Source organism: Pseudomonas fluorescens (assembly GCF_001648775.1).
Taxonomy (GTDB): domain Bacteria; phylum Pseudomonadota; class Gammaproteobacteria; order Pseudomonadales; family Pseudomonadaceae; genus Aquipseudomonas; species Aquipseudomonas fluorescens_M.
The window spans coordinates 35,624-56,090 of sequence record NZ_LVEJ01000021.1 but is presented as its reverse complement, the minus strand read 5'-3'; the positions used below and the strand labels follow the sequence as shown (position 1 = coordinate 56,090).

General features: G+C 59.5%; 25 protein-coding genes. 12 read left to right on the top strand and 13 right to left on the bottom strand.

Annotated features, from left to right (window positions below):
• Positions 1-53: 53 nt before the first annotated feature.
• Together A8O26_RS19200 and A8O26_RS19195 are read left to right on the top strand one after the other, a co-directional pair.
• Complete coding sequence (locus A8O26_RS19200; protein WP_064119374.1) at positions 54-2,159, top strand: TonB-dependent siderophore receptor; 2,106 nt, start codon at positions 54-56, stop codon at positions 2,157-2,159.
• A gap of 13 nt (positions 2,160-2,172) precedes the next feature.
• Positions 2,173-2,892: a DUF4198 domain-containing protein gene (locus A8O26_RS19195; RefSeq protein WP_064119373.1), complete on the top strand. Its 720-nt coding sequence runs from the start codon at positions 2,173-2,175 to the stop codon at positions 2,890-2,892.
• A gap of 193 nt (positions 2,893-3,085) precedes the next feature.
• Here A8O26_RS19195 and hisC read toward each other — a convergent pair whose 3' ends face one another.
• From hisC to A8O26_RS19145, 10 genes are all read right to left on the bottom strand, one after another.
• Positions 3,086-4,138 carry a histidinol-phosphate transaminase gene (hisC, locus tag A8O26_RS19190; RefSeq protein ID WP_064119372.1) on the bottom strand — a complete coding sequence of 351 codons (1,053 nt, stop codon included), beginning with the start codon at positions 4,136-4,138 and terminating at the stop codon, positions 3,086-3,088.
• 3 nt (positions 4,139-4,141) lie between these two features.
• Positions 4,142-5,479, bottom strand: coding sequence for a histidinol dehydrogenase (gene hisD / locus A8O26_RS19185; protein WP_064119371.1), 1,338 nt, complete (start codon positions 5,477-5,479; stop codon positions 4,142-4,144).
• Positions 5,480-5,604: 125 nt separating this feature from the next.
• Complete coding sequence (gene hisG, locus A8O26_RS19180; protein ID WP_007912384.1) at positions 5,605-6,240, bottom strand: ATP phosphoribosyltransferase; 636 nt, start codon at positions 6,238-6,240, stop codon at positions 5,605-5,607.
• 127 nt (positions 6,241-6,367) lie between these two features.
• On the bottom strand, positions 6,368-7,633 hold the full coding sequence (gene murA, locus A8O26_RS19175) for a UDP-N-acetylglucosamine 1-carboxyvinyltransferase (RefSeq protein WP_016984147.1): 1,266 nt from the start codon (positions 7,631-7,633) through the stop codon (positions 6,368-6,370).
• 22 nt (positions 7,634-7,655) lie between these two features.
• Positions 7,656-7,895, bottom strand: a complete 240-nt coding sequence (locus A8O26_RS19170) for a BolA family protein (RefSeq protein ID WP_008085051.1) — start codon at positions 7,893-7,895, stop codon at positions 7,656-7,658.
• Between the two features lie 115 nt (positions 7,896-8,010).
• Positions 8,011-8,316 (bottom strand): STAS domain-containing protein, encoded by a 306-nt coding sequence (locus A8O26_RS19165; RefSeq protein ID WP_064119370.1) that lies wholly within the window; start codon positions 8,314-8,316, stop codon positions 8,011-8,013.
• Positions 8,313-8,966 carry an MlaC/ttg2D family ABC transporter substrate-binding protein gene (locus A8O26_RS19160; protein ID WP_064119369.1) on the bottom strand — a complete coding sequence of 218 codons (654 nt, stop codon included), beginning with the start codon at positions 8,964-8,966 and terminating at the stop codon, positions 8,313-8,315. Before A8O26_RS19160 ends, A8O26_RS19165 begins: the two co-directional genes overlap by 4 nt.
• Positions 8,967-8,977: 11 nt before the next feature.
• Positions 8,978-9,445: an outer membrane lipid asymmetry maintenance protein MlaD gene (mlaD, locus tag A8O26_RS19155; protein WP_007912400.1), complete on the bottom strand. Its 468-nt coding sequence runs from the start codon at positions 9,443-9,445 to the stop codon at positions 8,978-8,980.
• Positions 9,445-10,242, bottom strand: coding sequence for a lipid asymmetry maintenance ABC transporter permease subunit MlaE (gene mlaE / locus A8O26_RS19150; protein WP_064119368.1), 798 nt, complete (start codon positions 10,240-10,242; stop codon positions 9,445-9,447). Before mlaE ends, mlaD begins: the two co-directional genes overlap by 1 nt.
• On the bottom strand, positions 10,242-11,051 hold the full coding sequence (locus A8O26_RS19145; RefSeq protein WP_064119367.1) for an ATP-binding cassette domain-containing protein: 810 nt from the start codon (positions 11,049-11,051) through the stop codon (positions 10,242-10,244). The genes mlaE and A8O26_RS19145 overlap by 1 nt, the downstream gene beginning before the upstream one ends.
• Positions 11,052-11,326: 275 nt before the next feature.
• Here A8O26_RS19145 and A8O26_RS19140 point away from each other — a divergent pair, with 275 nt between their 5' ends.
• The 10 genes from A8O26_RS19140 to A8O26_RS19095 all read left to right on the top strand — a co-directional run bounded on the left by A8O26_RS19140 (position 11,327) and on the right by A8O26_RS19095 (position 18,442).
• Positions 11,327-12,301: a KpsF/GutQ family sugar-phosphate isomerase gene (locus A8O26_RS19140; RefSeq protein WP_007912405.1), complete on the top strand. Its 975-nt coding sequence runs from the start codon at positions 11,327-11,329 to the stop codon at positions 12,299-12,301.
• A complete protein-coding gene (locus tag A8O26_RS19135; protein WP_007912407.1) occupies positions 12,301-12,825 on the top strand; it encodes a KdsC family phosphatase in 525 nt (174 codons plus the stop codon). Before A8O26_RS19140 ends, A8O26_RS19135 begins: the two co-directional genes overlap by 1 nt.
• A gap of 8 nt (positions 12,826-12,833) precedes the next feature.
• The gene (lptC, locus tag A8O26_RS19130) at positions 12,834-13,406 is read left to right on the top strand and encodes an LPS export ABC transporter periplasmic protein LptC (RefSeq protein ID WP_064119366.1); all 573 of its coding nucleotides are present in this window, start codon (positions 12,834-12,836) and stop codon (positions 13,404-13,406) included.
• Positions 13,393-13,938 carry a lipopolysaccharide transport periplasmic protein LptA gene (lptA, locus tag A8O26_RS19125; protein ID WP_064119365.1) on the top strand — a complete coding sequence of 182 codons (546 nt, stop codon included), beginning with the start codon at positions 13,393-13,395 and terminating at the stop codon, positions 13,936-13,938. The genes lptC and lptA overlap by 14 nt, the downstream gene beginning before the upstream one ends.
• Positions 13,938-14,663 (top strand): LPS export ABC transporter ATP-binding protein, encoded by a 726-nt coding sequence (gene lptB, locus A8O26_RS19120; protein ID WP_024011621.1) that lies wholly within the window; start codon positions 13,938-13,940, stop codon positions 14,661-14,663. The genes lptA and lptB overlap by 1 nt, the downstream gene beginning before the upstream one ends.
• A gap of 275 nt (positions 14,664-14,938) precedes the next feature.
• On the top strand, positions 14,939-16,432 hold the full coding sequence (locus tag A8O26_RS19115; protein WP_064119364.1) for an RNA polymerase factor sigma-54: 1,494 nt from the start codon (positions 14,939-14,941) through the stop codon (positions 16,430-16,432).
• A 73-nt stretch (positions 16,433-16,505) separates the two neighbouring features.
• Complete coding sequence (gene hpf / locus A8O26_RS19110) at positions 16,506-16,814, top strand: ribosome hibernation-promoting factor, HPF/YfiA family (RefSeq protein WP_007912419.1); 309 nt, start codon at positions 16,506-16,508, stop codon at positions 16,812-16,814.
• A gap of 12 nt (positions 16,815-16,826) precedes the next feature.
• Positions 16,827-17,291: a PTS IIA-like nitrogen regulatory protein PtsN gene (gene ptsN / locus A8O26_RS19105; protein WP_064119363.1), complete on the top strand. Its 465-nt coding sequence runs from the start codon at positions 16,827-16,829 to the stop codon at positions 17,289-17,291.
• A gap of 2 nt (positions 17,292-17,293) precedes the next feature.
• Entirely contained in the window at positions 17,294-18,151 is an 858-nt protein-coding gene (gene rapZ, locus A8O26_RS19100) for an RNase adapter RapZ (RefSeq protein WP_064119362.1), read from the top strand.
• Between the two features lie 15 nt (positions 18,152-18,166).
• Positions 18,167-18,442 carry an HPr family phosphocarrier protein gene (locus A8O26_RS19095; RefSeq protein WP_047597848.1) on the top strand — a complete coding sequence of 92 codons (276 nt, stop codon included), beginning with the start codon at positions 18,167-18,169 and terminating at the stop codon, positions 18,440-18,442.
• A gap of 34 nt (positions 18,443-18,476) precedes the next feature.
• On the opposite strand, the gene A8O26_RS19090 is transcribed toward A8O26_RS19095, so the two are convergent.
• From A8O26_RS19090 to A8O26_RS19080, 3 genes are read right to left on the bottom strand one after another with little or no spacing between them, the layout of a single operon-like run.
• Positions 18,477-19,370, bottom strand: a complete 894-nt coding sequence (locus A8O26_RS19090) for a ZIP family metal transporter (RefSeq protein WP_064119361.1) — start codon at positions 19,368-19,370, stop codon at positions 18,477-18,479.
• Between the two features lie 30 nt (positions 19,371-19,400).
• The gene (locus tag A8O26_RS19085) at positions 19,401-20,012 is read right to left on the bottom strand and encodes a superoxide dismutase (protein ID WP_064119360.1); all 612 of its coding nucleotides are present in this window, start codon (positions 20,010-20,012) and stop codon (positions 19,401-19,403) included.
• A 1-nt stretch (position 20,013) separates the two neighbouring features.
• Complete coding sequence (locus A8O26_RS19080; RefSeq protein ID WP_064119359.1) at positions 20,014-20,454, bottom strand: hypothetical protein; 441 nt, start codon at positions 20,452-20,454, stop codon at positions 20,014-20,016.
• Positions 20,455-20,467 lie beyond the last annotated feature (13 nt).

The following is a 20,467-nucleotide window of genomic DNA, read 5'->3' as shown; positions in this document are numbered from 1 at the left end:
TTCTCAACAGGCATGTTATATTGTTTCAATTCTAGGAATTGGAACAATATAACATGTCGTCTCGAACAAAGGCCTCCCTGCTGGGATTGAGCCTCGGGTTGCTGGTCGATCCAGCGTTTGCCGAAGAACCCAAGCCGCTTGAACTCGACGCCATCAGCGTCACCTCCGAATACGAATCGCCGACCGGCCCGGTCAAGGGCTATCGCGCCACACGCTCGGCCAGCGCGACCAAGACCGACACGGCGATCCGCGATATCCCGCAGGCAATCAGTGTGGTGCCCGCCAGCGTACTCAAGGACTTGGGCAGCACCAGCGTCGAGCGCGCGCTGGATTTTGCCGGCGGCGTGTCGAAGCAAAACAACTTCGGTGGCCTGACGCTTTACGAATACAGCGTGCGCGGCTTCACCACGTCGGAGTTCTACAAGGACGGCTTCAGTGCCAACCGGGGTTATCCGAGCACACCGGATGCGGCCAACATAGAGCGCATCGAAGTGCTCAAAGGCCCGGCGGCCAGCCTGTACGGTCGAGGCGATCCGGGCGGCACGGTGAACATCGTCACCAAAAAACCGCAGCCCGAGGCCTTCACCACGCTGCAAACCAGCGCCGGCAGTTGGGATCGCTATCGCACCGCGCTCGACCTCAACACGCCGCTGGATGACCAAGGCAATGTGCTCTCGCGCATCAACCTCGCGGTCGAGGACAACCACAGCTTCCGCGATCACGTCGACAGCCAGCGCGTGTTCGTCGCGCCCTCGATCAGTTGGCAATTAAACCCGGACACCTCGCTGTTGGTGGAAAGCGAAATCGTCCGCCACAGCTCCACCTTCGATCGCGGCATCGTCGCGCCGAACAACAAATGGAGCGGCGTTTCGCGCTCGACCTTCCTCGGCGAACCCAACGACGGCAACATCGACAACCACAACAACCTGCTGCAGGCCACGCTGGAACATCACCTCAACGACAACTGGAAACTGCGCCTGGCCAGTCATTACAAGGAAGGCAAACTCTGGGGCGATGCTTCAGAAAATCGCCCATTGAACGCCGACGGCCACACCGTCAACCGTCGCTATCGCGAGCGCGATACCAATTGGCACGACAGCATCACCCAACTGGAATTGCGCGGGCTGTTCGATCTCGGCCCGTGGCAGCACGAACTGCTGATCGGCAGCGAATACGAAAACTTCCGCAAGAACGAACGTGTCAGCACCATTGCCGGCGGCCCTTACGCCATCGACATCTATAAGCCGATCTACGGCCAGCCCAAACCCAACGGCGCGCGCGCGGGCAGCGACTTCTTCGAACACGTCGAAAGTCATGCACTGAACTTGCAGGACCAGATCGTCTTCACCGACAAACTGCGCGGGATGATCGGGGCGCGTTTCGAGCACTTCGATCAGCACATCGACGACCACAGTCGCAACGCCACAAGCGACCAACGCCACGATGCGCTCACTCAACGCGCCGGCCTGCTCTATCAACTGACGCCGCAAACGGGCGTGTTCGCCAACGCCTCGACCTCGTTCAAACCGAACAACGGCCTCGACGCCTCCGGTAAATCCTTCGACCCGGAAGAAGGCGTCGGCTACGAAGTCGGGATCAAGAACGAGTTGTTCGACGAGCGTTTGAGCAGCACCCTCGCCTTCTTCCACATCGACAAGGAAAACGTCCTCGCCCTCGACCCGGCCACCGACACCAGCCGCGCCATGGGCAAGGCGCGCAGCCGCGGCTTTGATCTGCAAGTGAGCGGGCAAGTGACCGACGCCGTTCGGGTGATCGGCGCCTTCGCTTACATCGACGCCGAAGTCACCAAAGGCGACGCGGTCATTGCCACCGGCAGCCGCATCCTCGGCGTGGCCAAACGCAGCGGCAGTCTGCTCGGCGTCTATGAGTTTCAGAATGGCCATTTGCGCGGCTCGGACGTCGGCGCGGCGTTCACCTATGTCGGTGACCGCTCCGGAGAATCCGGCAGCGACTTCGAATTACCGGAGTACCAGACCGTCGACCTGCTGGCTCATTACAAAGCCAGCGACAACGTCACCGTTGGCCTGAACCTGAACAATCTCTTCGACGAAAAGTATTACGAGCGCTCCTACAGCAACTACTGGGTCAACCCCGGCGAGCCGCGCAATTTCACTGTCAGCCTGACTCTCAACCTGTAAAAGGAAGTCCCCCATGCAATACGGTAAAACCCTCGCGCTGATCGCCGCGCTGTTCGCAGGCCAAGTCTCGGCCCATGGCCTGTGGACCGAACAACGTCGCGGCAACATCGAAGTGATCTACGGCCACGGCGCAGAAGACAACGCGTTCAAGGCGCAGAAGATCAGCGGCGCCTGGGCTTATGACGCGGGCGGCAAGATGATTCCGGTGAGCGTCGAGCGCCTGGCGGATCATGCACGTTTGAAGCCGCTGAAGACGCCTGCGGTGATGGCGGTGGCGTTGAACAATGGCATGTGGTCGCAAACGGCCGACAAGAAGTGGATCAACGAAGGTCGCAGCAAAGTGCCGGGCGCTGTCGAGGCGACGGAGACGTTCAAATACAGTCTGGCGATTTATCAGCCGGGGGCGAAGTTGCCGAAGCTCGATCAGATCAAACTGCTGATTCTGCCGGAGGTTGATCCGCTGACCGTAGGGCCGGGCAAGTCATTGCCGGTGCGGGTGTTGCTCGATGGCAAACCGGCGGCGGGCGTGAAGTTGATTGGCGACTATCGCAGTGCGCCGAACACGTTGAGCACTGAGACTGACAAGGATGGTCGGGCGCAGGTGTTGGTGAGGAATGAAGGGTTGAATGTGATTGCGGCGCAGGTTGAGGTGCCGGTGAAGGACAGTGCGGATGTGGATAGTCGTGGGTTGTTCAGTTCGCTGACGTTCCTTGGCGAGCCGCATCACGAATAAAAGCACACCCTCACCCCAGCCCTCTCCCGGAGGGAGAGGGGGCCGACCGAGTTGTCTTGCGAAGTACGTCGACTTGAAAGACCGAGTCGATTATGGATTCGGTACAACACTTTCACGTCGACGAAGCTCTGCAATATCCCCCAATCAGTCCCCTCTCCCTCTGGGAGAGGGCTAGGGTGAGGGGCTTTTGCTTTTAGAGGTCGCCAAGCCCATCGATCAGCGCCTGATTCTGCTCCGGCGTACCAATCGAAATCCGCAGGAACTGCGCAATCCGCTCCTGCTTGAAGTGCCGCACGATCACGCCCTGCTCACGCAACTTGGCCGCCAGCCCCGCCGCATCCTGCTGCGGATGCCGCGCGAAGATGAAGTTCGCCGCCGACGGCAGCACTTCAAAACCCTTGGCCTGCAACTGCGCAATCACCCACTCACGGCTCTCGATCACCAGACGGCAAGTCTTGTCGAAGTATTCGCGATCTTCGAACGCCGCCGCTGCTCCGACAATCGCCAGACGATCCAGTGGATAAGAGTTGAAGCTGTTCTTGATCCGCTCCAGCGCCTCGATCAGGTCCGGATGCCCGACCGCCAGCCCCACCCGCAGCCCGGCCAGCGAGCGCGACTTGGACAGCGTCTGCGTCACCAGCAGATTCGGATAACGATCGACCAGACTGATCGCCGTCTCGCCGCCGAAATCGATGTACGCCTCGTCCACAACCACCACCGAATCCGGGCTGGTCTTGAGGATCTGCTCAACCGCTTCCAGCGCCAGCAGGCAGCCGGTCGGTGCGTTCGGGTTGGGGAAAATGATCCCGCCATTCGGCTTGGCGTAGTCGGCCGGATCGATCTGGAACTGCGCGTCCAGTGGCACCGCATCGTATTTGATGCCGTACAAACCACAGTAAACCGGATAGAAGCTGTAGCTGATGTCCGGGAACAGCAACGGCTGATCGTGTTGCAGCAAACCATGGAAAATGTGCGCGAGCACTTCGTCCGAACCGTTGCCGAGGAACACCTGATTGTTCTGCACGCCGTAATACTCGGCGACGGCAGTTTTCAGCAGATCGCTGTTCGGATCCGGGTACAGGCGCAGGTTGTCATTCAGTTCGACCTGCATCGCCGCCAAGACTTTTGGCGATGGGCCGTACGGGTTTTCGTTGGTGTTGAGCTTGACCAGTTTGGTCAGCTTCGGTTGTTCGCCCGGCACATAAGGCACCAGATCTTTAACGAACGGGCTCCAGAATTTGCTCATCGCTCAGTTCCCCTGCCCTTGTAGAAAGTCTTCGTCTTTGATGCGGTATTCGGCGCTGCGCGCGTGGGCGCTCAGCGATTCGCCACGGGCCAGCACGGAGGCGGTTTTACCCAGTTCGGAAGCACCGGCCTCGGAGCAGAAGATGATCGACGAACGCTTCTGGAAGTCGTACACGCCCAGCGGCGAGGAGAAACGCGCAGTGCCGGAAGTCGGCAATACGTGGTTCGGGCCTGCGCAGTAGTCGCCCAGCGCTTCGGAAGTGTGACGGCCCATGAAGATCGCGCCGGCGTGGCGGATCTGCGGCAGCCAGGCCTGCGGGTCAGCGACCGACAGCTCCAGGTGTTCCGGGGCGATACGGTTGGCGACTTCGATGGCTTGCGCCATGTCCTTCACGTGAATCAGTGCACCACGGCCATTGATCGAGGTTTCGATGATGGTCGCGCGGTCCATGGTCGGCAGCAATTTGTCGATGCTCGCGGCGACCTTGTCGAGGAACTCGGCGTCCGGGCTGACCAGAATCGCCTGCGCGTCTTCGTCGTGCTCGGCTTGCGAGAACAGATCCATGGCGATCCAGTCCGGGTCAGTCTGGCCGTCGCACACCACGAGGATTTCCGAAGGGCCGGCGATCATGTCGATGCCGACCTGACCGAACACGTGACGTTTGGCGGTAGCGACATAGATGTTGCCCGGGCCAACCACTTTGTCGACCTTCGGCACGCTTTCGGTGCCGTAGGCCAGGGCCGCGACGGCTTGCGCGCCACCGATGGTGAAGACCCGGTCAACGCCGGCAATGCACGCGGCGGCCAATACCAACTCGTTGATTTCACCACGCGGGGTCGGCACGACCATGACCACTTCGGTCACACCGGCGACCTTGGCCGGAATCGCGTTCATCAACACTGACGAGGGGTACGACGCCTTGCCGCCCGGCACGTACAGACCGGCGCGGTCCAGCGGCGTGACCTTTTGGCCGAGCACAGTGCCGTCGGCTTCGGTGTAGCTCCAGGAATCCTGCTTCTGTTTTTCGTGGTAGCTGCGTACGCGGGCCGCGGCTTTTTCCAACGCTTCGCGCTGCGCCACGGTGATGCGGGTCAGGGCCAGTTCCAGACGCTCACGCGGCAGGATCAGATCAGCCATCGAGGCGACTTCGAGGCCGTCGAACTTCTGGGTGAACTCCACCAGCGCCGCGTCACCGCGTTCGCGCACAGCCTTGATGATGTCCAGCACGCGCTGATTGACCGAGTCGTCAGACACACTTTCCCAGCTCAGCAGATGATCCAGATGATGCGCGAAATCCGGGTCAGCAGCGTTGAGTCGGCGAATTGCAGTCGGTGCGGTCATAGCGAGAGCCTCATAGGAATGGCAAAAACTCAGGCGCCCTAACTTAGCAGTCGTTTCCGCTTGGGCACCTGAGATTCTGGCTATGAGGCGGATAGACGGGCGCGACTTAACGTCGCGCGGGTGAATCAGCCGCGGTGTCGCGATTCCACTGCGTTGCGCAGGGTATCGATCAACGCCTGGATTCGGGCGTGTTGCATTTTCATCGAAGCCTTGTTGACCACCAGGCGCGAGCTGATCGTGGCGATCAGTTCCTGAGGTTCCAGGCCGTTGGCGCGCAGGGTGTTGCCGGTGTCGACCACGTCGATGATCTTGTCGGCCAGACCGATCAGCGGTGCCAGCTCCATCGAGCCGTACAGCTTGATGATGTCGACCTGACGGCCCTGCTCGGCGTAGTAACGCTTGGCGACGTTGACGAACTTGGTCGCCACGCGCAGACGGCCCTTGGGCTCAGGCGCGCCGATCTTGCCGGCGGTCATCAGCTTGCACTGGGCAATCTGCAGATCCAGTGGCTCGTACAGGCCCTGGCCGGTGTATTCCATCAACACGTCTTTACCGGCAACGCCGAGGTCAGCCGCGCCATGCTCGACATAGGTCGGCACATCGGTGGCACGCACGATCAGCAGACGAACATCGTCCTGCGTCGTGGGAATGATCAGCTTGCGGCTCTTGTCCGGATTCTCGGTCGGCACGATGCCCGCTTCGGCGAGAAGCGGCAGGGTGTCGTCAAGGATGCGGCCCTTGGACAGTGCGATGGTCAACATGGGAAACGTCAGTCCTTATCAAGGTACTCATGTCCGGTCGCAATCGGCGCCGGACACACATCGAGCCGGAAACCGGCTCGACTCAAAACGAATTCAGTGGACACGTCCCTGTGTCCCGATGCAGCAATCAGCCCGGAACGCGACGGATCTTGGCGCCCAGCATCTGCAGTTTTTCTTCGATGCACTCGTAACCACGGTCGATGTGGTAGATGCGGTCGATCAGGGTATCGCCTTCGGCAACCAGTGCCGAGATCACCAGACTGGCCGAAGCACGCAGGTCGGTCGCCATGACTGGCGCGCCTTTCAGGACTTCGGTACCGGTGACGATGGCAGTGTTGCCTTCGACCTGGATCTTGGCGCCCATGCGGTGCAGCTCGTAGACGTGCATGAAACGGTTTTCGAAGATCGTCTCGATCACCGCACCGGTGCCTTCGGCAATGGCGTTGAGCGAGATGAACTGCGCTTGCATGTCAGTCGGGAAAGCCGGGTACGGCGCGGTGCGCACGTTAACCGCTTTCGGACGCTTGCCGTGCATGTTCAGCTCGATCCAGTCTTCACCGCAGGTGATTTCTGCGCCGGCTTCACGGAGTTTTTCCAGAACGGCTTCGAGGATGGTCGGATCAGTGTCCTTGACCTTGACGCGACCACCGGTAACGGCAGCAGCGACCAGATAGGTACCGGTTTCGATACGGTCAGGCATGACCTTATAGAAAGCCGAACCCAGACGCTCGACGCCATCGATGGTGATGGTGTCGGTACCGGCACCGGAAACCTTGGCGCCCATGGCGTTGAGGAAGTTCGCCAGGTCAACCACTTCTGGCTCGCGGGCGGCGTTCTGCAGCACGCTGCGGCCCTTGGCCAGAGCAGCCGCCATCATGATGTTCTCGGTACCGGTCACACTGACGGTATCGAAGAAGAAGCTTGCACCGCGCAGGCCACCTTCAGGCGCCTTGGCCTTGATGTAACCGCCTTCGACGTCGATGACTGCGCCCATGGCTTCGAGACCACGGATGTGCAAGTCAACCGGACGCGAACCGATGGCACAACCGCCAGGCAGCGCCACTTCGGCTTCACCGAAACGGGCAACCATCGGGCCCAGTACCAGGATCGACGCACGCATGGTTTTCACCAGTTCGTACGGCGCGATCAGGGTCTTGATGGTGCGTGGGTCGATTTCGACGCTGAGTTTCTCGTCGATCACCGGCTCAATGCCCATGCGACCGAACAGCTCGATCATGGTGGTGATGTCGTGCAGGTGCGGCAGGTTGCCAACGGTCACCGGGCCATCGCACAGCAGGGTGGCAGCCAGGATCGGCAGGGCGGAGTTTTTTGCGCCGGAAATGCGGATCTCGCCATCAAGACGAGCGCCACCGGTAATAATCAATTTATCCATAAGAATCTCGACGCCCTTAGGCTCAGGTGCGCTCGGCCCAGGCCGCGCTGCTGAAAAATTTCATAGTGACCGCATGGATGCTGCCATCGGTGATCCATGGGTTCAAATGGGCATAGACCTGCTGCTGACGCTTCACCGGGCTCAACGCCGCCAGTTCATCGCTAATCACGTTCAGCTGGAAATTGCAGCCTTCGCCCTCAACTTCTACCAACGTTCCGGGCAGCTTTCCTTCAAGGAAGCTCTTCACTTCTACGGCCTGCATGCTCAACCTCAATCGGCGCCCTGTGCGCACGGGTCGGACATCATACAAAAAAGCCCCGCGCCTGCGAACCCCGCATGGCAGGACTCTGACGGGGGGCTTCTTTATTGATGCGGGTTCAGGGTTGCGCCAACAGTTCGGTCAGTTCACTGACCTGAGCGATTTCGCGCATATCTTCGGGCATCGCACGGATGCTCACGGCCTTGCCGGCCGCCTTGGCATCGCGCATGAAGCACAGCAGCAACGACAAGCCGACGCTGCTGGACTTCTTCACCGCCGAGCAATCAATCACCAGCGCGGCTGCCTTGCTGGATTTGATCAGCGTCTGACCTTCCTTGCGCAGGTCGGCACCGGTTCGATAGTCCAGCACTCCGCTGAGCAAGAGCTCGTCGACATCACTCATACGAACTGCGGCCTCACTCATTGCGCTGGCTTCGCGGCAGCTTTGTCGGTTTCTTCTTTGGCCTTGGCGACTTCACCAGCCCAATTGTTGATGGTCTTGTCCAGATCATTGCCATTGCGCTGCATGGCGTCGGCGAACTGATCACGGAACAGCTTGCCGATGTTGATGCCGTTGATGATCACGTTGCGCAGTTTCCACTCGCCGTTGATCTTCTCCAGCGTGTACTGCACCGGGTAGATCGCGCCGTTGGTGCCTTTTACGGTCATGCCAACGCTGGTGCGATCGCCCGACTCGTCCTTGGCCGGATCAACGGTGATGCCCTGATTGTTGTACTCGAGCAAGGCGTTACCGTAGAACTGGAACAGGCCTTTTTTGAAGTTTTCCTGGAAGGTCTGCATCTGCGCCGGCGTAGCCTTGCGCGAATACTTGACCGTCATGATGCTTTTGGAAATGCCTTCGGCATCCACCACCGGACCGACGATGGTGTTCAGCGCCGTGTAGAAATCCTGCGGGTCCTGCTTGTACTTCTCTTTGTTGGCCGACAGGTCGGCAAGCATCCGGTTCGTGGTGTCCTGAACCAGATCATGCGCAGACTGTGCAGCCACAGCGTTACCCATCAGTGGCAATGCCGCGAGCAACACCAACAGGCCACGTCGCAAGGTAGAGATCATTCAAAAGCTCCTCATTTGGCGTCTTTGCTAACGGTATTGAGCAGGAATTTACCGATCAGGTCTTCCAGTACCAGTGACGACTGCGTGTCGTGAATGGTTCCACCATCCTTCAGCGGTTTGTCTTCCCCGCCGACGCTGATACCGATGTACTTCTCGCCCAGCAGACCAGCGGTCAGGATAGACGCTGTGGAGTCAGTCGGCAGATTGTCGACCTTTTTATCCACTTGCAGGGTCACCCGACCGGTGAAGCTGTCGCGATCCAGATCGATCGCCGTGACCTTGCCGATGGTCACACCGGCCATGGTCACTTTGGCTCTGACCGTCAAACCGGCGATATTGTCGAAGTAGGCATACAGTTTATAAGTGTCGGTGGTCGACGTCGGAGACAGGCCACTGACCCGCAACGCAAGCAGTAACAAAGCCAGGATCCCTGCCAGCAGGAACAGGCCGACACCGATTTCCAGGGTGCGGTTTTGCATCAGAAATCTCCAAACATCAAAGCGGTCAGAATAAAGTCCAGGCCGAGCACTGCCAGCGAGGCAAACACTACAGTCTTGGTGGTGGCGCGACTGATGCCCTCGGAAGTGGGCTCACAGTCGTAGCCTTGGAATACGGCGATCCAGGTCACGACAAAGGCGAAAACGATGCTTTTGATGACACCGTTGAGTACATCACTGGTGAAGTTCACGCTGTTTTGCATGTTCGCCCAGTAGGAACCTTCATACACGCCCAGCCAGTCGACAGCCACCCACGAGCCGCCCCAGATGCCCACCACGCTGAAAATCATCGCCAGCACCGGCAGGGAAATGAAGCCGGCCCACAGGCGCGGAGCAATGATGTATTTGAGCGGATCGACGCCGATCATTTCCAGGCTGGACAGCTGTTCGGTGGATTTCATGTTGCCGATTTCAGCGGTCAGCGCCGAACCGGCACGCCCGGCGAACAACAGCGCGGTCACCACCGGCCCCAGTTCGCGCAGCAAGGTCAGCGCAACCATCTGCCCCACCGCCTGCTCCGAACCGTAGCTCGACAGAATGCTGAAGCCCTGCAGCGCCAGCACCATGCCGATGAAAATCCCGGAAACGACGATGATCACCAGCGACATCACGCCGACCGAATGCAGTTGCTTGACCAACAGGCCAAAACCGCCACTGATACCGCCGCGCCCGAGCAAGGCGTGGAACAGAAACAGCGTCGCACGACCGAACACCGCTACGGCGTCGATCGCCGATTCGCCGAAGCGGCGTACGCGTTCTATTAATGAAATTCTGCGCATCAGCGCTTCCCCAGAAGATCTGCGCGGTAATCCGTCGCTGGAAAATGGTACGGCACCGGGCCATCGGGATTACCGGTCATGAACTGACGGATACGTGGCTCGTCCGAGTTCATCAGCTCATCCGGCGTGCCCTGCCCCAACACCTGACCATCACCCACTACATAGATGTAGTCGGCAATGCTCGCGGTTTCGGCGAGGTCGTGGGACACCACGATGCTGGTGATACCCAGCGCATCGTTGAGCAGGCGGATCAGACGCACCAGCACGCCCATGGCGATCGGGTCCTGACCGACGAACGGTTCGTCGTACATGAGGATCTGTGGATCGAGCGCAATGGCCCGGGCCAGCGCCACGCGACGCTTCATGCCACCGGACAGTTCATCCGGCATCAGCTCGATGGCGCCGCGCAAACCCACGGCCTGCAATTTGAGCAGGACGATGTCGCGGATCATCTCTTCCGGCAGATCGGTATGAACGCGCAGGGGAAAAGCAACGTTCTCGAAAACATCGAGATCGGTGAACAGCGCGCCGCTCTGAAACAGCACGCCCATGTGCTTGCGCGCATCGAACAGATCACTGCGCGACAGCTTCGGCAGGTTCTGACCGTTGACCCAGACCTCGCCGCTGGAGGGACGCAACTGTGCGCCCATCAACCTCAGCAGTGTGGTCTTGCCACACCCGGAAGGCCCCATGATGCCGGTGACCTTGCCGCGCGGGATGCGAATATCGACGTTATTGAAAATGCTGCGCGCACCGCGCTTGAAGGAGACTCCCTTCAGCTCGACCGCGTAGGCGTTATCGGCACTCATCTAAACTCCTTGCGATGCAGCCTCTCACTCGGACGCCTGGCTTTCCTGGGAAAGCACATACCTCGGAGGCAGGCCGAACTGGCGGCGAACTATATCACTGCAAAGGCCAAGCGCCCAAGGCCTGTGCCGGGCTGTGTTCAGCGACTTGACTGGGTTGCAGGGGGTTTTTCAGGGTTTTGGTTACGAGTAATGACAAAGCACGACGAACTTGCGTGAGGCTTTGCCACATAACCGCTATAATCGCCGCCTTTTCATCGGGCTATACGATTTCTGACATGAGCCAATCCAGCGACCTGATTCAATCGGCACAACGCACCATCCAACTCGAAGTGGAAGCCGTACAAGGCTTGTTGCCCCATATCGACGCCGATTTCGTACGCGCTTGCGAGATGATTCTGGCCAGCAAGGGCCGTGTGGTCGTGGTCGGCATGGGCAAGTCCGGGCACATTGGCAACAAGATTGCCGCGACCCTGGCCAGCACCGGCACCCCGGCCTTTTTCGTCCATCCGGCCGAGGCCAGCCACGGCGACATGGGCATGATCACCCGCGATGACGTGATCCTGGCCCTGTCGAACTCCGGCTCGACCAACGAAATCGTTACCCTGCTGCCGCTGATCAAGCGTCTGGGCATCCAGCTGATCAGCGTCACCGGCAATCCGCAATCGCCGCTGGCCAAGGCCGCCGAAGTCAATCTCAACGTTCACGTCGAGCACGAGGCCTGCCCATTGAACCTGGCGCCGACCTCCTCGACCACGGCGGCACTGGTCATGGGCGACGCCCTCGCGGTCGCCCTGCTGGAGGCGCGCGGCTTTACCGCTGAAGACTTCGCGTTCTCGCACCCCGGCGGTGCCCTGGGCCGTCGCCTGCTGCTGAAAGTGGAAAATGTCATGCACGCCGGGCAAGAGTTGCCGCAAGTACAACGCGGCACGTTGCTCAAGGACGCGCTGATGGAAATGACCCGTAAAGGTCTGGGCATGACCGTCATCCTTGAAACTGACGGTAAACTGGCCGGGATCTTCACCGACGGCGACTTGCGCCGCACGCTGGATCGCAGCATCGACATCCGCAGCGCCACCATCGATCAGGTGATGACCGCACACGGCAAAACCGCCCGGCCCGAGATGCTCGCCGCCGAAGCGCTGAAAATCATGGAAGACCACCGGATCAACGCACTGGTCGTTGTGGATGAAGAAGATCGCCCGGTCGGCGCCTTCAACCTCTCCGATCTGCTGCGCGCAGGAGTGATGTAATGAGCAACGATCTGCTGCAACGCGGCAAAGCGATCAAACTGGCGGTTTTCGACGTCGACGGCGTTCTCACCGACGGTCGCCTGTACTTCCTTGAAGACGGCAGTGAATTCAAGACCTTCAACACCCTCGACGGCCAAGGCATCAAAATGCTGATGAACGCCGGCGTGCAGACCGCTATCATCAGTGGTCGCAAAACACCGGTGGTCGAACGTCGCGCGAAAAACCTGGGGATTCCCCACCTGTTCCAGGGGCGTGAAGACAAATTGGTCGTTCTCGACGGCCTACTTGAACAACTGGGCCTAAGCTACGAAGAGGTCGCCTACCTCGGTGACGACTTGCCAGATCTGCCGGTGATCCGCCGCGTCGGCCTCGGCATGGCAGTGGCCAATGCGGCCGACTTCGTGCGCGAACATGCCCATGGCGTTACCCGCGCCCGTGGCGGCGAAGGTGCCGCCCGCGAATTCTGCGAATTGATCCTGCGCGCCCAGGGCCGCCTCGATGCGGCCAACGCCGCTTACCTTTGAGCGAAACCATGTTTAGCAAAAAATTTCGCAACTTCCTGCTGTTCGGCTGCATCGCGGCGATATTTGCCGCGGTAGGCTACTGGAACATCAGCCCGGAACGCTTCCTCGACAAGCCTCCGGTTTCGTCCGTTGATACCCCTATCGACTGGTATGCGACCAACACGCATACCCTGCAATACCTGCCGGACGGCAAAGTGCAGTATGAAATGACCTCCGACAAGGCCGAGCACGTCAAGGCAACCGACATCACCCTGGTGACCAAACCCGACCTGAACATGTACCGCGGAACCGAGTTCCCGTGGCACGTGACCAGCGAGCGCGGCGAAGTGAACTCCGGTGGTACCCAAGTCGAATTGATCGATTCGGTACGCATCAAGCGCACCGATGAGAAGAACCGCGACCTGCTGGTCACCTCCACGCGCATGACCGTGTTCCCGCAGGAGCAATATGCGCAGACCGAGCAACCCGTTAGAATCGACGGCGCTGGCGGTGTATCGACTGGCGTTGGAATGAAAGCGTACCTGAAGGAAAGCAGGATACACCTGCTATCGAACGTAAGAGGACAGTATGAGGCTCGTTAAAACCCTCCCTATTTTGCTCAGTCTGGGCGCAGCACTGGGAAGCGTGAGCGCCTGGGCTCTGCCGAACGATCAGCAGCAACCTATCCGCATTCAGGCCGACGACGCCCAACTGGACGACAAGAACGGCATCGCTACCTATAAAGGTGATGTGATCATCACTCAGGGCTCGATGAAGGTGACCGGTAATACCGTGACCATCACTCGCACCCCGGCCGGCGATATCGACGTTGTGACGTCGGTGGGCAACCTTGCCTACTTCGAGCAGTTGCAAACTCAAGGCGACACCAAGCCTGTACAGGGCTGGGGTGTGACGATTCAGTACCACGCCGCACAAAACCGCGTTGTGCTGATCGACAAGGCCAAAGTTGTCGACAAGGACAACAACACGACTCAAGGCGAGAAAATCGTCTATGACACGGTGAAGAAACTCGCCAGCGCCGGTCGCGCTACCGGCAGCAAGGTCACCGAAGCGCGTCCGCGCATCGACATGGTGATCCAGCCGAAGAAGAAAACCGACGAGAAAACCCAGTAATGGCAACTCTGAAAGCTCAGCACCTGGCCAAGGCCTATAAAAGCCGCCAGGTCGTGCGTGACGTCAGCCTGTCGATCGACAGCGGCCAGATCGTCGGCCTGCTCGGCCCGAACGGTGCCGGCAAGACCACGTGCTTCTACATGATCGTCGGCCTGGTACAGGCTGATCAGGGCCGCGTACTGATCGATGATCTGGACGTCAGCCACCAGCCAATGCACGGTCGTGCCAAGGCTGGTATCGGCTATCTGCCGCAAGAAGCGTCGATCTTCCGCAAACTGTCGGTGGCCGATAATATCATGGCCATCCTCGAGACCCGTCCGGAACTCGACAAGGCTGGCCGTCGCAAGGAGCTGGAAAGCCTGCTGCAGGAATTCCACATCAGCCACATCCGCGACAACCTCGGCATGAGCCTGTCCGGTGGTGAACGCCGCCGGGTGGAAATCGCTCGCGCTCTGGCGACCGCCCCGAAATTCATCCTGCTCGACGAACCGTTCGCCGGTGTCGACCCGATCTCGGTCGGCGACATCAAGCAGATCATCCACCACCTCAAGGCCAAGGGCATCGGTGTGTTGATCACCGACCACAACGTCCGTGAGACGCTGGATATCTGCGAAACCGCTTACATCGTCAACGACGGTCAGTTGATTGCCGAAGGCGATGCAGAGACCATCCTGGCCAACGATCTGGTCAAGGAAGTGTATCTGGGCCACGAGTTCCGCCTCTAAGCGCGACAGTGCCCGGTGCGCCGCCGGGGCGCTGTATCGATTCAAGCAGGATTTAATACGCTTTAATTGTTACAGCGCTTTAGGCAAACACGTCGCTTCAAAGGTGTTCACCGCTCGCCCGAGCAACGCGTCAATAAAGTTTTCTATCTTTTTATTGTTACAGCGCTCTAGGCAAACACTTCAGTTTCAGGCATATAATTTGCTTAAGTTTGGCGCTTCGGCGCCCTGTAGTGGATGGCGCATAGCGCCGGCGAATAAGGTGTTAAGCCCCTGCCATGAAACCATCGCTAGTCTTGAGAATGGGCCAGCAGCTGACGATGACACCGCAGCTGCAACAGGCCATCCGCCTGCTCCAATTGTCGACCCTGGATCTGCAACAGGAAATCCAGGAGGCTCTGGAATCCAATCCGATGCTCGAACGCCAGGAAGAAGGCGACGACTTCGACAATTCCGACCCCATGGCCGACAACGCCGAGCAGAAGCCCAACACCGAGATCCAGGAACCCTCGTATCAGGAAACCGCGCCGACGGTGGACAACCTCGAGGAAGGTGACTGGAGCGAGCGTATCCCCAACGAGCTTCCAGTCGATACCGCGTGGGAAGACGTCTACCAGACCAGCGCCAGCAGCCTGCCCAGCAGCGATGACGACGAATGGGACTTCACCACCCGCACCTCCGCCGGCGAAAGCCTGCAAAGCCATTTGCTCTGGCAACTGAACCTCGCACCGATGTCCGACACCGATCGCCTGATCGCCGTGACCCTGATCGATTGCATCAACAATCAGGGCTACCTGGACGAAACCCTCGAAGAAATCCTCGAAGCGTTCGACCCGGAACTGGACATCGAACTGGACGAAATCGAAGCCGTCCTGCACCGCATCCAGCAATTTGAACCGGCCGGCATTGGCGCACGCAATCTCGGCGAATGCCTGCTGCTGCAATTGCGCCAGCTGCCAGCCAAGACCCCATGGCTGGCTGAAGCCAAACGTCTGGTCACCGATTACATCGACCTGCTCGGCAGCCGCGACTACAGCCAGTTGATGCGCCGCATGAAGCTCAAGGAAGACGAGCTGCGCCAGGTCATCGAGCTGGTACAGACCCTCAACCCTCGCCCGGGCTCGCAGATCGAATCCACGGAAGCCGAATACGTCGTTCCGGACGTCATCGTGCGCAAGGACAACGAGCGCTGGCTGGTCGAGCTCAATCAGGAGTCGGTGCCACGCCTGCGCGTCAACGCCCAGTACGCCGGTTTCGTGCGTCGCGCCGACACCAGCGCCGACAACACCTTCATGCGCAATCAGTTGCAGGAAGCCCGCTGGTTCATCAAGAGCTTGCAGAGTCGCAACGAAACCCTGATGAAAGTTGCCACCCAGATCGTCGAGCATCAGCGCGGTTTTCTGGAGTACGGCGACGAAGCCATGAAGCCGTTGGTCCTGCACGACATCGCCGAAGCGGTGGGCATGCACGAATCGACGATTTCACGGGTGACCACGCAGAAATTCATGCATACCCCGCGCGGTATTTATGAGCTGAAATACTTTTTCTCCAGCCACGTCAGCACCTCCGAAGGCGGCGAATGCTCGTCCACGGCGATCCGCGCGATCATCAAAAAACTGGTTGCGGCGGAAAATCAGAAAAAGCCGTTGAGTGACAGCAAGATCGCTGGTTTACTGGAGGCACAAGGCATTCAGGTGGCTCGCCGCACCGTCGCCAAGTACCGCGAATCCCTCGGGATCGCGCCTTCGAGCGAACGCAAGCGGTTGATGTAAGCCACGTTACAGCGTTCCAGTGGCAGGCTATCCAGCCTGCCGCTTTATGCACTGGCAACGAAGGAGAAGCTGTATGCAAGTCAACATCAGTGGACACCAACTGGAAGTGACCCAACCTCTGCGTTCCTACATCGAGGAAAAACTCCAACGACTGGAGCGACATTTCGACAAGATCACCAACGTGCAAGTCACGATGTGCGTCGAAAAGCTGAAGCAGAAAATCGAAGCCACCTTGCATATTCCCGGCAGCGAAGTGGTCGCCAACGCAGAAGATACTGATATGTACGCTGCGATCGACTCACTCACCGACAAGCTGGATCGCCAACTCAAAAAGCATAAGGAAAAGACCCAGAGCCTCCTCCAGGGCGCGACCGGTCGTTAACACCCCTAACCCATGATCCGACTTGAAAGTATCCTGACCCCCGGCCGTTCCCTGGTGAACGTGCCGGGCGGCAGTAAAAAGAAAGCCCTCGAACAAATTGCCAACCTGATCGCCCGCGAAGTGCCGGATCTGGAGATGCAAGATGTCTTCGAGGCTCTGATTGCCCGTGAAAAACTCGGTTCGACCGGTTTTGGCAACGGCATCGCCATTCCCCATTGCCGCCTGAAAGGTTGTGTAACGCCAATCAGCGCGTTGATGCACCTTCAAGCCCCTATCGATTTCGACGCCATCGACGGCGCGCCGGTTGACCTGCTGTTTGTCCTGCTGGTCCCGGAAGCCGCCACCGATGCGCATCTGGAACTGCTGCGCCAGATCGCCAGCATGCTCGATCGCAAAGACGTGCGCGATAAACTGCGCAGCGCCGCAAGCAACGAAGCCTTGTATCAGGTTGTCCTGGACGAGCAGAACGGGCACTAATCATGCGCTTGATCATCGTCAGCGGCCGTTCCGGCTCAGGTAAAAGCACGGCTCTGGATGTCCTTGAGGACAACGGTTACTACTGCATCGACAACCTGCCGGCCGGCTTGCTGCCGGAACTGGCCGAGCGCGCACTGATTCACACTGAACTGGCGCAGCCGCTAGTGGCCGTGTCGATCGATGCGCGTAACCTGCCGAGCCATCTGACCCGGTTTCCCGAACTGCTTGAAGATGTCCGCAGCAAGCACATTCAGTGCGATGTCCTGTATCTGGATGCCGACGAAGAAACCCTGCTCAAGCGTTTCTCCGAAACCCGCCGCCGTCACCCGCTGAGCAATGCCAATCGTTCGCTGGCCGAGGCGATTCAGGATGAAACCGCCCTGCTCGGCCCGATCGCCGATCTGGCCGATCTGAAGATCAACACCACCAATCTCAACCTGTACCAATTGCGCGACACCATCAAGCTGCGTCTGCTGAATCAGCCAGAGCCGGGCACGGCGTTTCTGGTCGAATCATTCGGCTTCAAGCGCGGCATGCCGGTGGATGCGGATCTGGTGTTCGACGTGCGCTGCCTGCCCAATCCGTACTGGAAACCGGAACTGCGCGCGCAATCGGGTCTTGATGCGCCAGTGGCCGAGTACCTGGCCGCACAGCCGGAAGTTGAAGAGATGTTTCAAGACATTTTCACCTACCTGCACAAGTGGCTACCACGCTTCGCCGCGAGCAACCGCGCCTACGTCACCATTGCCATTGGCTGCACCGGCGGGCACCACCGCTCCGTCTACCTGACCGAACGCCTGGGTCAGGCCCTGCAGAAAACCCTGAAGAACGTCCAGGTTCGCCACCGCGACCTCACTTAAAGGATTCACACCGCGATGCCTGCTCTGGAAATCGAAATCATCAACAAACTGGGCCTGCATGCCCGTGCGTCGGCCAAGTTCGTTGGCGTGGCCGGGCAGTATCCGGATTGCACGATCAGAGTGGGTCGCACGCCGGAGACTACGGTCGATGGCAAAAGCATCATGGCGATGATGATGCTGGCGGCAGGCAAGGGCACCAAGATTTACCTGAGCACTGAGGGGCATCAGGCACAGGAAGCGCTGGATGCGCTGGTGGCGTTGATCAACAACTACTTCGATGAAGGCGGTTGATCCGCCAATGAGGGAGCTTGCTCCCTCACCCTGTTCAGCCCAACGCGGTATCCATCACCATCATCAGACAAAACCCGATCAACAGGCCAAGACTGGCCAGTTTGTCATGACCATGACGTCGTGATTCCGGGATCACCTCGTGGGTCACCACCAGCAGCATCGCTCCCGCCGCCAATGCCAGGCCCAATGGCAACAACACCTGCGCCAGACTGACCAGCCACGCGCACAGCAAGGCAAACACCGGCTCGACCAGGCCAGACGCCGCACCGATCAGGAACGCCTTGACCCGCGACATCCCTGCCCCGGCCAATACCAAGGCAATCACCAGACCTTCCGGCACATCCTGCAGGGCGATGCCCATGGCCAGACTGTCCGCATCCGGCATGCCACCACCGGCGGAAACGCCGACGGCCATGCCTTCAGGGATGTTATGGGCAATGATGGCAAAGACGAACAGCCAGATCCGCGGCGCAATCACCGGATGCTCGGGCGTGCCCACGAGCATTTCCGGCGAGGCTCCGGACAACTGACGATCGACCAGATACAGAGCGAATGCTCCGAGCATGATGCCGAAGCAAATCAGGCCGCTGGATGACCACGCTGTCAGACCCAGGCTTTCGGCGGCGGCAATGCCCGGCACGATCAGCGAGAACGCCGTCGCCGCCAGCATCACCCCGGCGCCAAAACCCAGCAACGTATCGCTGAGTGCCTGCGGCATGCGCCGAATCACCAGCACCGGGACAGCGCCAAGCGCCGTGCCGAGGGCGCAGATCGCGCCGCCCTGCAACGCCCGCAACAGCCTCGGTTCCAGATTCAGCCATTCCAGTCCGTGGGCAACCAGCAAAGTCATGCCCGCCAACAGCAATAGCGATCCCACTGCGTAACGAAACATACGCCCACTTCCGATCGCCAGTGTTTCAGTGCCCATAGTCAGCCTTGGATTGTTTTTATAGAAGACTTAAACCAGTGCGGCCTGATAGCGCGCAGCAACTTCAGGCCAATTGATCACGTTGTAGAATGCGTTGATGTATTCCGGGCGACGGTTCTGATAGCGCAGGTAGTAGGCGTGCTCCCAGACATCAAGACCGAGAATCGGCGTGTTGCCATTCATCAGTGGGCTGTCCTGGTTACCGCTGCTTTCCACGATCAGTTTTTTCTCCGGGGTCACACTGAGCCAGGCCCAGCCACTGCCGAAACGGGTCAGCGCGGCTTTGGTGAAGGCGTCCTTGAAACTATCGAGGCCGCCCAGTTGCTCATCAATGGCCTTGGCCAGCGCGCCGTCCGGTTTGCCACCGCCGCCTGGCACCATCACTTCCCAGAACAGCGAATGGTTGGCGTGACCGCCCCCCTGATTGATCACCGCTGCTCGGAGTTTTTCCGGCAACTCCTTGACGCTGGCGACGAGTTTTTCCACCGGCCACTCGGCGTATTCAGTGCCCTCTACGGCGGCGTTGAGGTTGTTGATGTAGGTCTGGTGGTGCTTGGTGTAGTGAATCTCCATGGTCTGCGCATCGATATGCGGTTCCAGGGCATCGTAGGCGTAAGGCAAGGCAGGCAAGGTAAAAGCCATTTCAATGGACTCCATGGTGATGTGGGGCAGGCGCGCGGCGCGCATTGCCGGTATCCGGGTGCAGCAGGCGCTGAGTGCGCGGGTATTCGCCGTGCTCGCTGATGAAATTCAGCAGTTCGACGTAGGTCTTGCTGCTCTGACGCAACGCCGCTTCCCGCAGCGCCGGGCGCAGACGCTCGTCCTGCATGGTCTGCAACAGCCGCTGGTGGATGGCGCAAAGGTATTCGGCGCTCTCCTCCGGCTGATTCAGACGCAGGTGCAAGTCGGCCAGGTTGTGGTGAGAGATGACGCAGGCCGCCACCGCTTCGTCGGCATCTGCCCAGCGTTCGAACAACACTTGCGCCAGGGCCAGGGCTTGCAGGTAAGCCTCACGGGCGTCGATCAGTTCGCCGAGCATGAAGCAGCGATTGGCCCGTTCGATCGTGAGTTTCCAGTGCTCCATGGTGAGCCTCCAA

Excerpts from the sequence above, each read along its gene's own strand:
- A8O26_RS19200 (WP_064119374.1), top strand. The coding sequence starts at position 54 with ATGTCGTCTCGAACAAAGGCCTCCCTGCTGGGATTGAGCCTCGGGTTG.
- A8O26_RS19195 (WP_064119373.1), top strand. The coding sequence starts at position 2,173 with ATGCAATACGGTAAAACCCTCGCGCTGATCGCCGCGCTGTTCGCAGGC.
- hisC (WP_064119372.1), bottom strand. The coding sequence starts at position 4,138 with ATGAGCAAATTCTGGAGCCCGTTCGTTAAAGATCTGGTGCCTTATGTG.
- hisD (WP_064119371.1), bottom strand. The coding sequence starts at position 5,479 with ATGACCGCACCGACTGCAATTCGCCGACTCAACGCTGCTGACCCGGAT.
- hisG (WP_007912384.1), bottom strand. The coding sequence starts at position 6,240 with ATGTTGACCATCGCACTGTCCAAGGGCCGCATCCTTGACGACACCCTG.
- murA (WP_016984147.1), bottom strand. The coding sequence starts at position 7,633 with ATGGATAAATTGATTATTACCGGTGGCGCTCGTCTTGATGGCGAGATC.
- A8O26_RS19170 (WP_008085051.1), bottom strand. The coding sequence starts at position 7,895 with ATGCAGGCCGTAGAAGTGAAGAGCTTCCTTGAAGGAAAGCTGCCCGGA.
- A8O26_RS19165 (WP_064119370.1), bottom strand. The coding sequence starts at position 8,316 with ATGAGTGAGGCCGCAGTTCGTATGAGTGATGTCGACGAGCTCTTGCTC.
- A8O26_RS19160 (WP_064119369.1), bottom strand. The coding sequence starts at position 8,966 with ATGATCTCTACCTTGCGACGTGGCCTGTTGGTGTTGCTCGCGGCATTG.
- mlaD (WP_007912400.1), bottom strand. The coding sequence starts at position 9,445 with ATGCAAAACCGCACCCTGGAAATCGGTGTCGGCCTGTTCCTGCTGGCA.
- mlaE (WP_064119368.1), bottom strand. The coding sequence starts at position 10,242 with ATGCGCAGAATTTCATTAATAGAACGCGTACGCCGCTTCGGCGAATCG.
- A8O26_RS19145 (WP_064119367.1), bottom strand. The coding sequence starts at position 11,051 with ATGAGTGCCGATAACGCCTACGCGGTCGAGCTGAAGGGAGTCTCCTTC.
- A8O26_RS19140 (WP_007912405.1), top strand. The coding sequence starts at position 11,327 with ATGAGCCAATCCAGCGACCTGATTCAATCGGCACAACGCACCATCCAA.
- A8O26_RS19135 (WP_007912407.1), top strand. The coding sequence starts at position 12,301 with ATGAGCAACGATCTGCTGCAACGCGGCAAAGCGATCAAACTGGCGGTT.
- lptC (WP_064119366.1), top strand. The coding sequence starts at position 12,834 with ATGTTTAGCAAAAAATTTCGCAACTTCCTGCTGTTCGGCTGCATCGCG.
- lptA (WP_064119365.1), top strand. The coding sequence starts at position 13,393 with ATGAGGCTCGTTAAAACCCTCCCTATTTTGCTCAGTCTGGGCGCAGCA.
- lptB (WP_024011621.1), top strand. The coding sequence starts at position 13,938 with ATGGCAACTCTGAAAGCTCAGCACCTGGCCAAGGCCTATAAAAGCCGC.
- A8O26_RS19115 (WP_064119364.1), top strand. The coding sequence starts at position 14,939 with ATGAAACCATCGCTAGTCTTGAGAATGGGCCAGCAGCTGACGATGACA.
- hpf (WP_007912419.1), top strand. The coding sequence starts at position 16,506 with ATGCAAGTCAACATCAGTGGACACCAACTGGAAGTGACCCAACCTCTG.
- ptsN (WP_064119363.1), top strand. The coding sequence starts at position 16,827 with ATGATCCGACTTGAAAGTATCCTGACCCCCGGCCGTTCCCTGGTGAAC.
- rapZ (WP_064119362.1), top strand. The coding sequence starts at position 17,294 with ATGCGCTTGATCATCGTCAGCGGCCGTTCCGGCTCAGGTAAAAGCACG.
- A8O26_RS19095 (WP_047597848.1), top strand. The coding sequence starts at position 18,167 with ATGCCTGCTCTGGAAATCGAAATCATCAACAAACTGGGCCTGCATGCC.
- A8O26_RS19090 (WP_064119361.1), bottom strand. The coding sequence starts at position 19,370 with ATGGGCACTGAAACACTGGCGATCGGAAGTGGGCGTATGTTTCGTTAC.
- A8O26_RS19085 (WP_064119360.1), bottom strand. The coding sequence starts at position 20,012 with ATGGCTTTTACCTTGCCTGCCTTGCCTTACGCCTACGATGCCCTGGAA.
- A8O26_RS19080 (WP_064119359.1), bottom strand. The coding sequence starts at position 20,454 with ATGGAGCACTGGAAACTCACGATCGAACGGGCCAATCGCTGCTTCATG.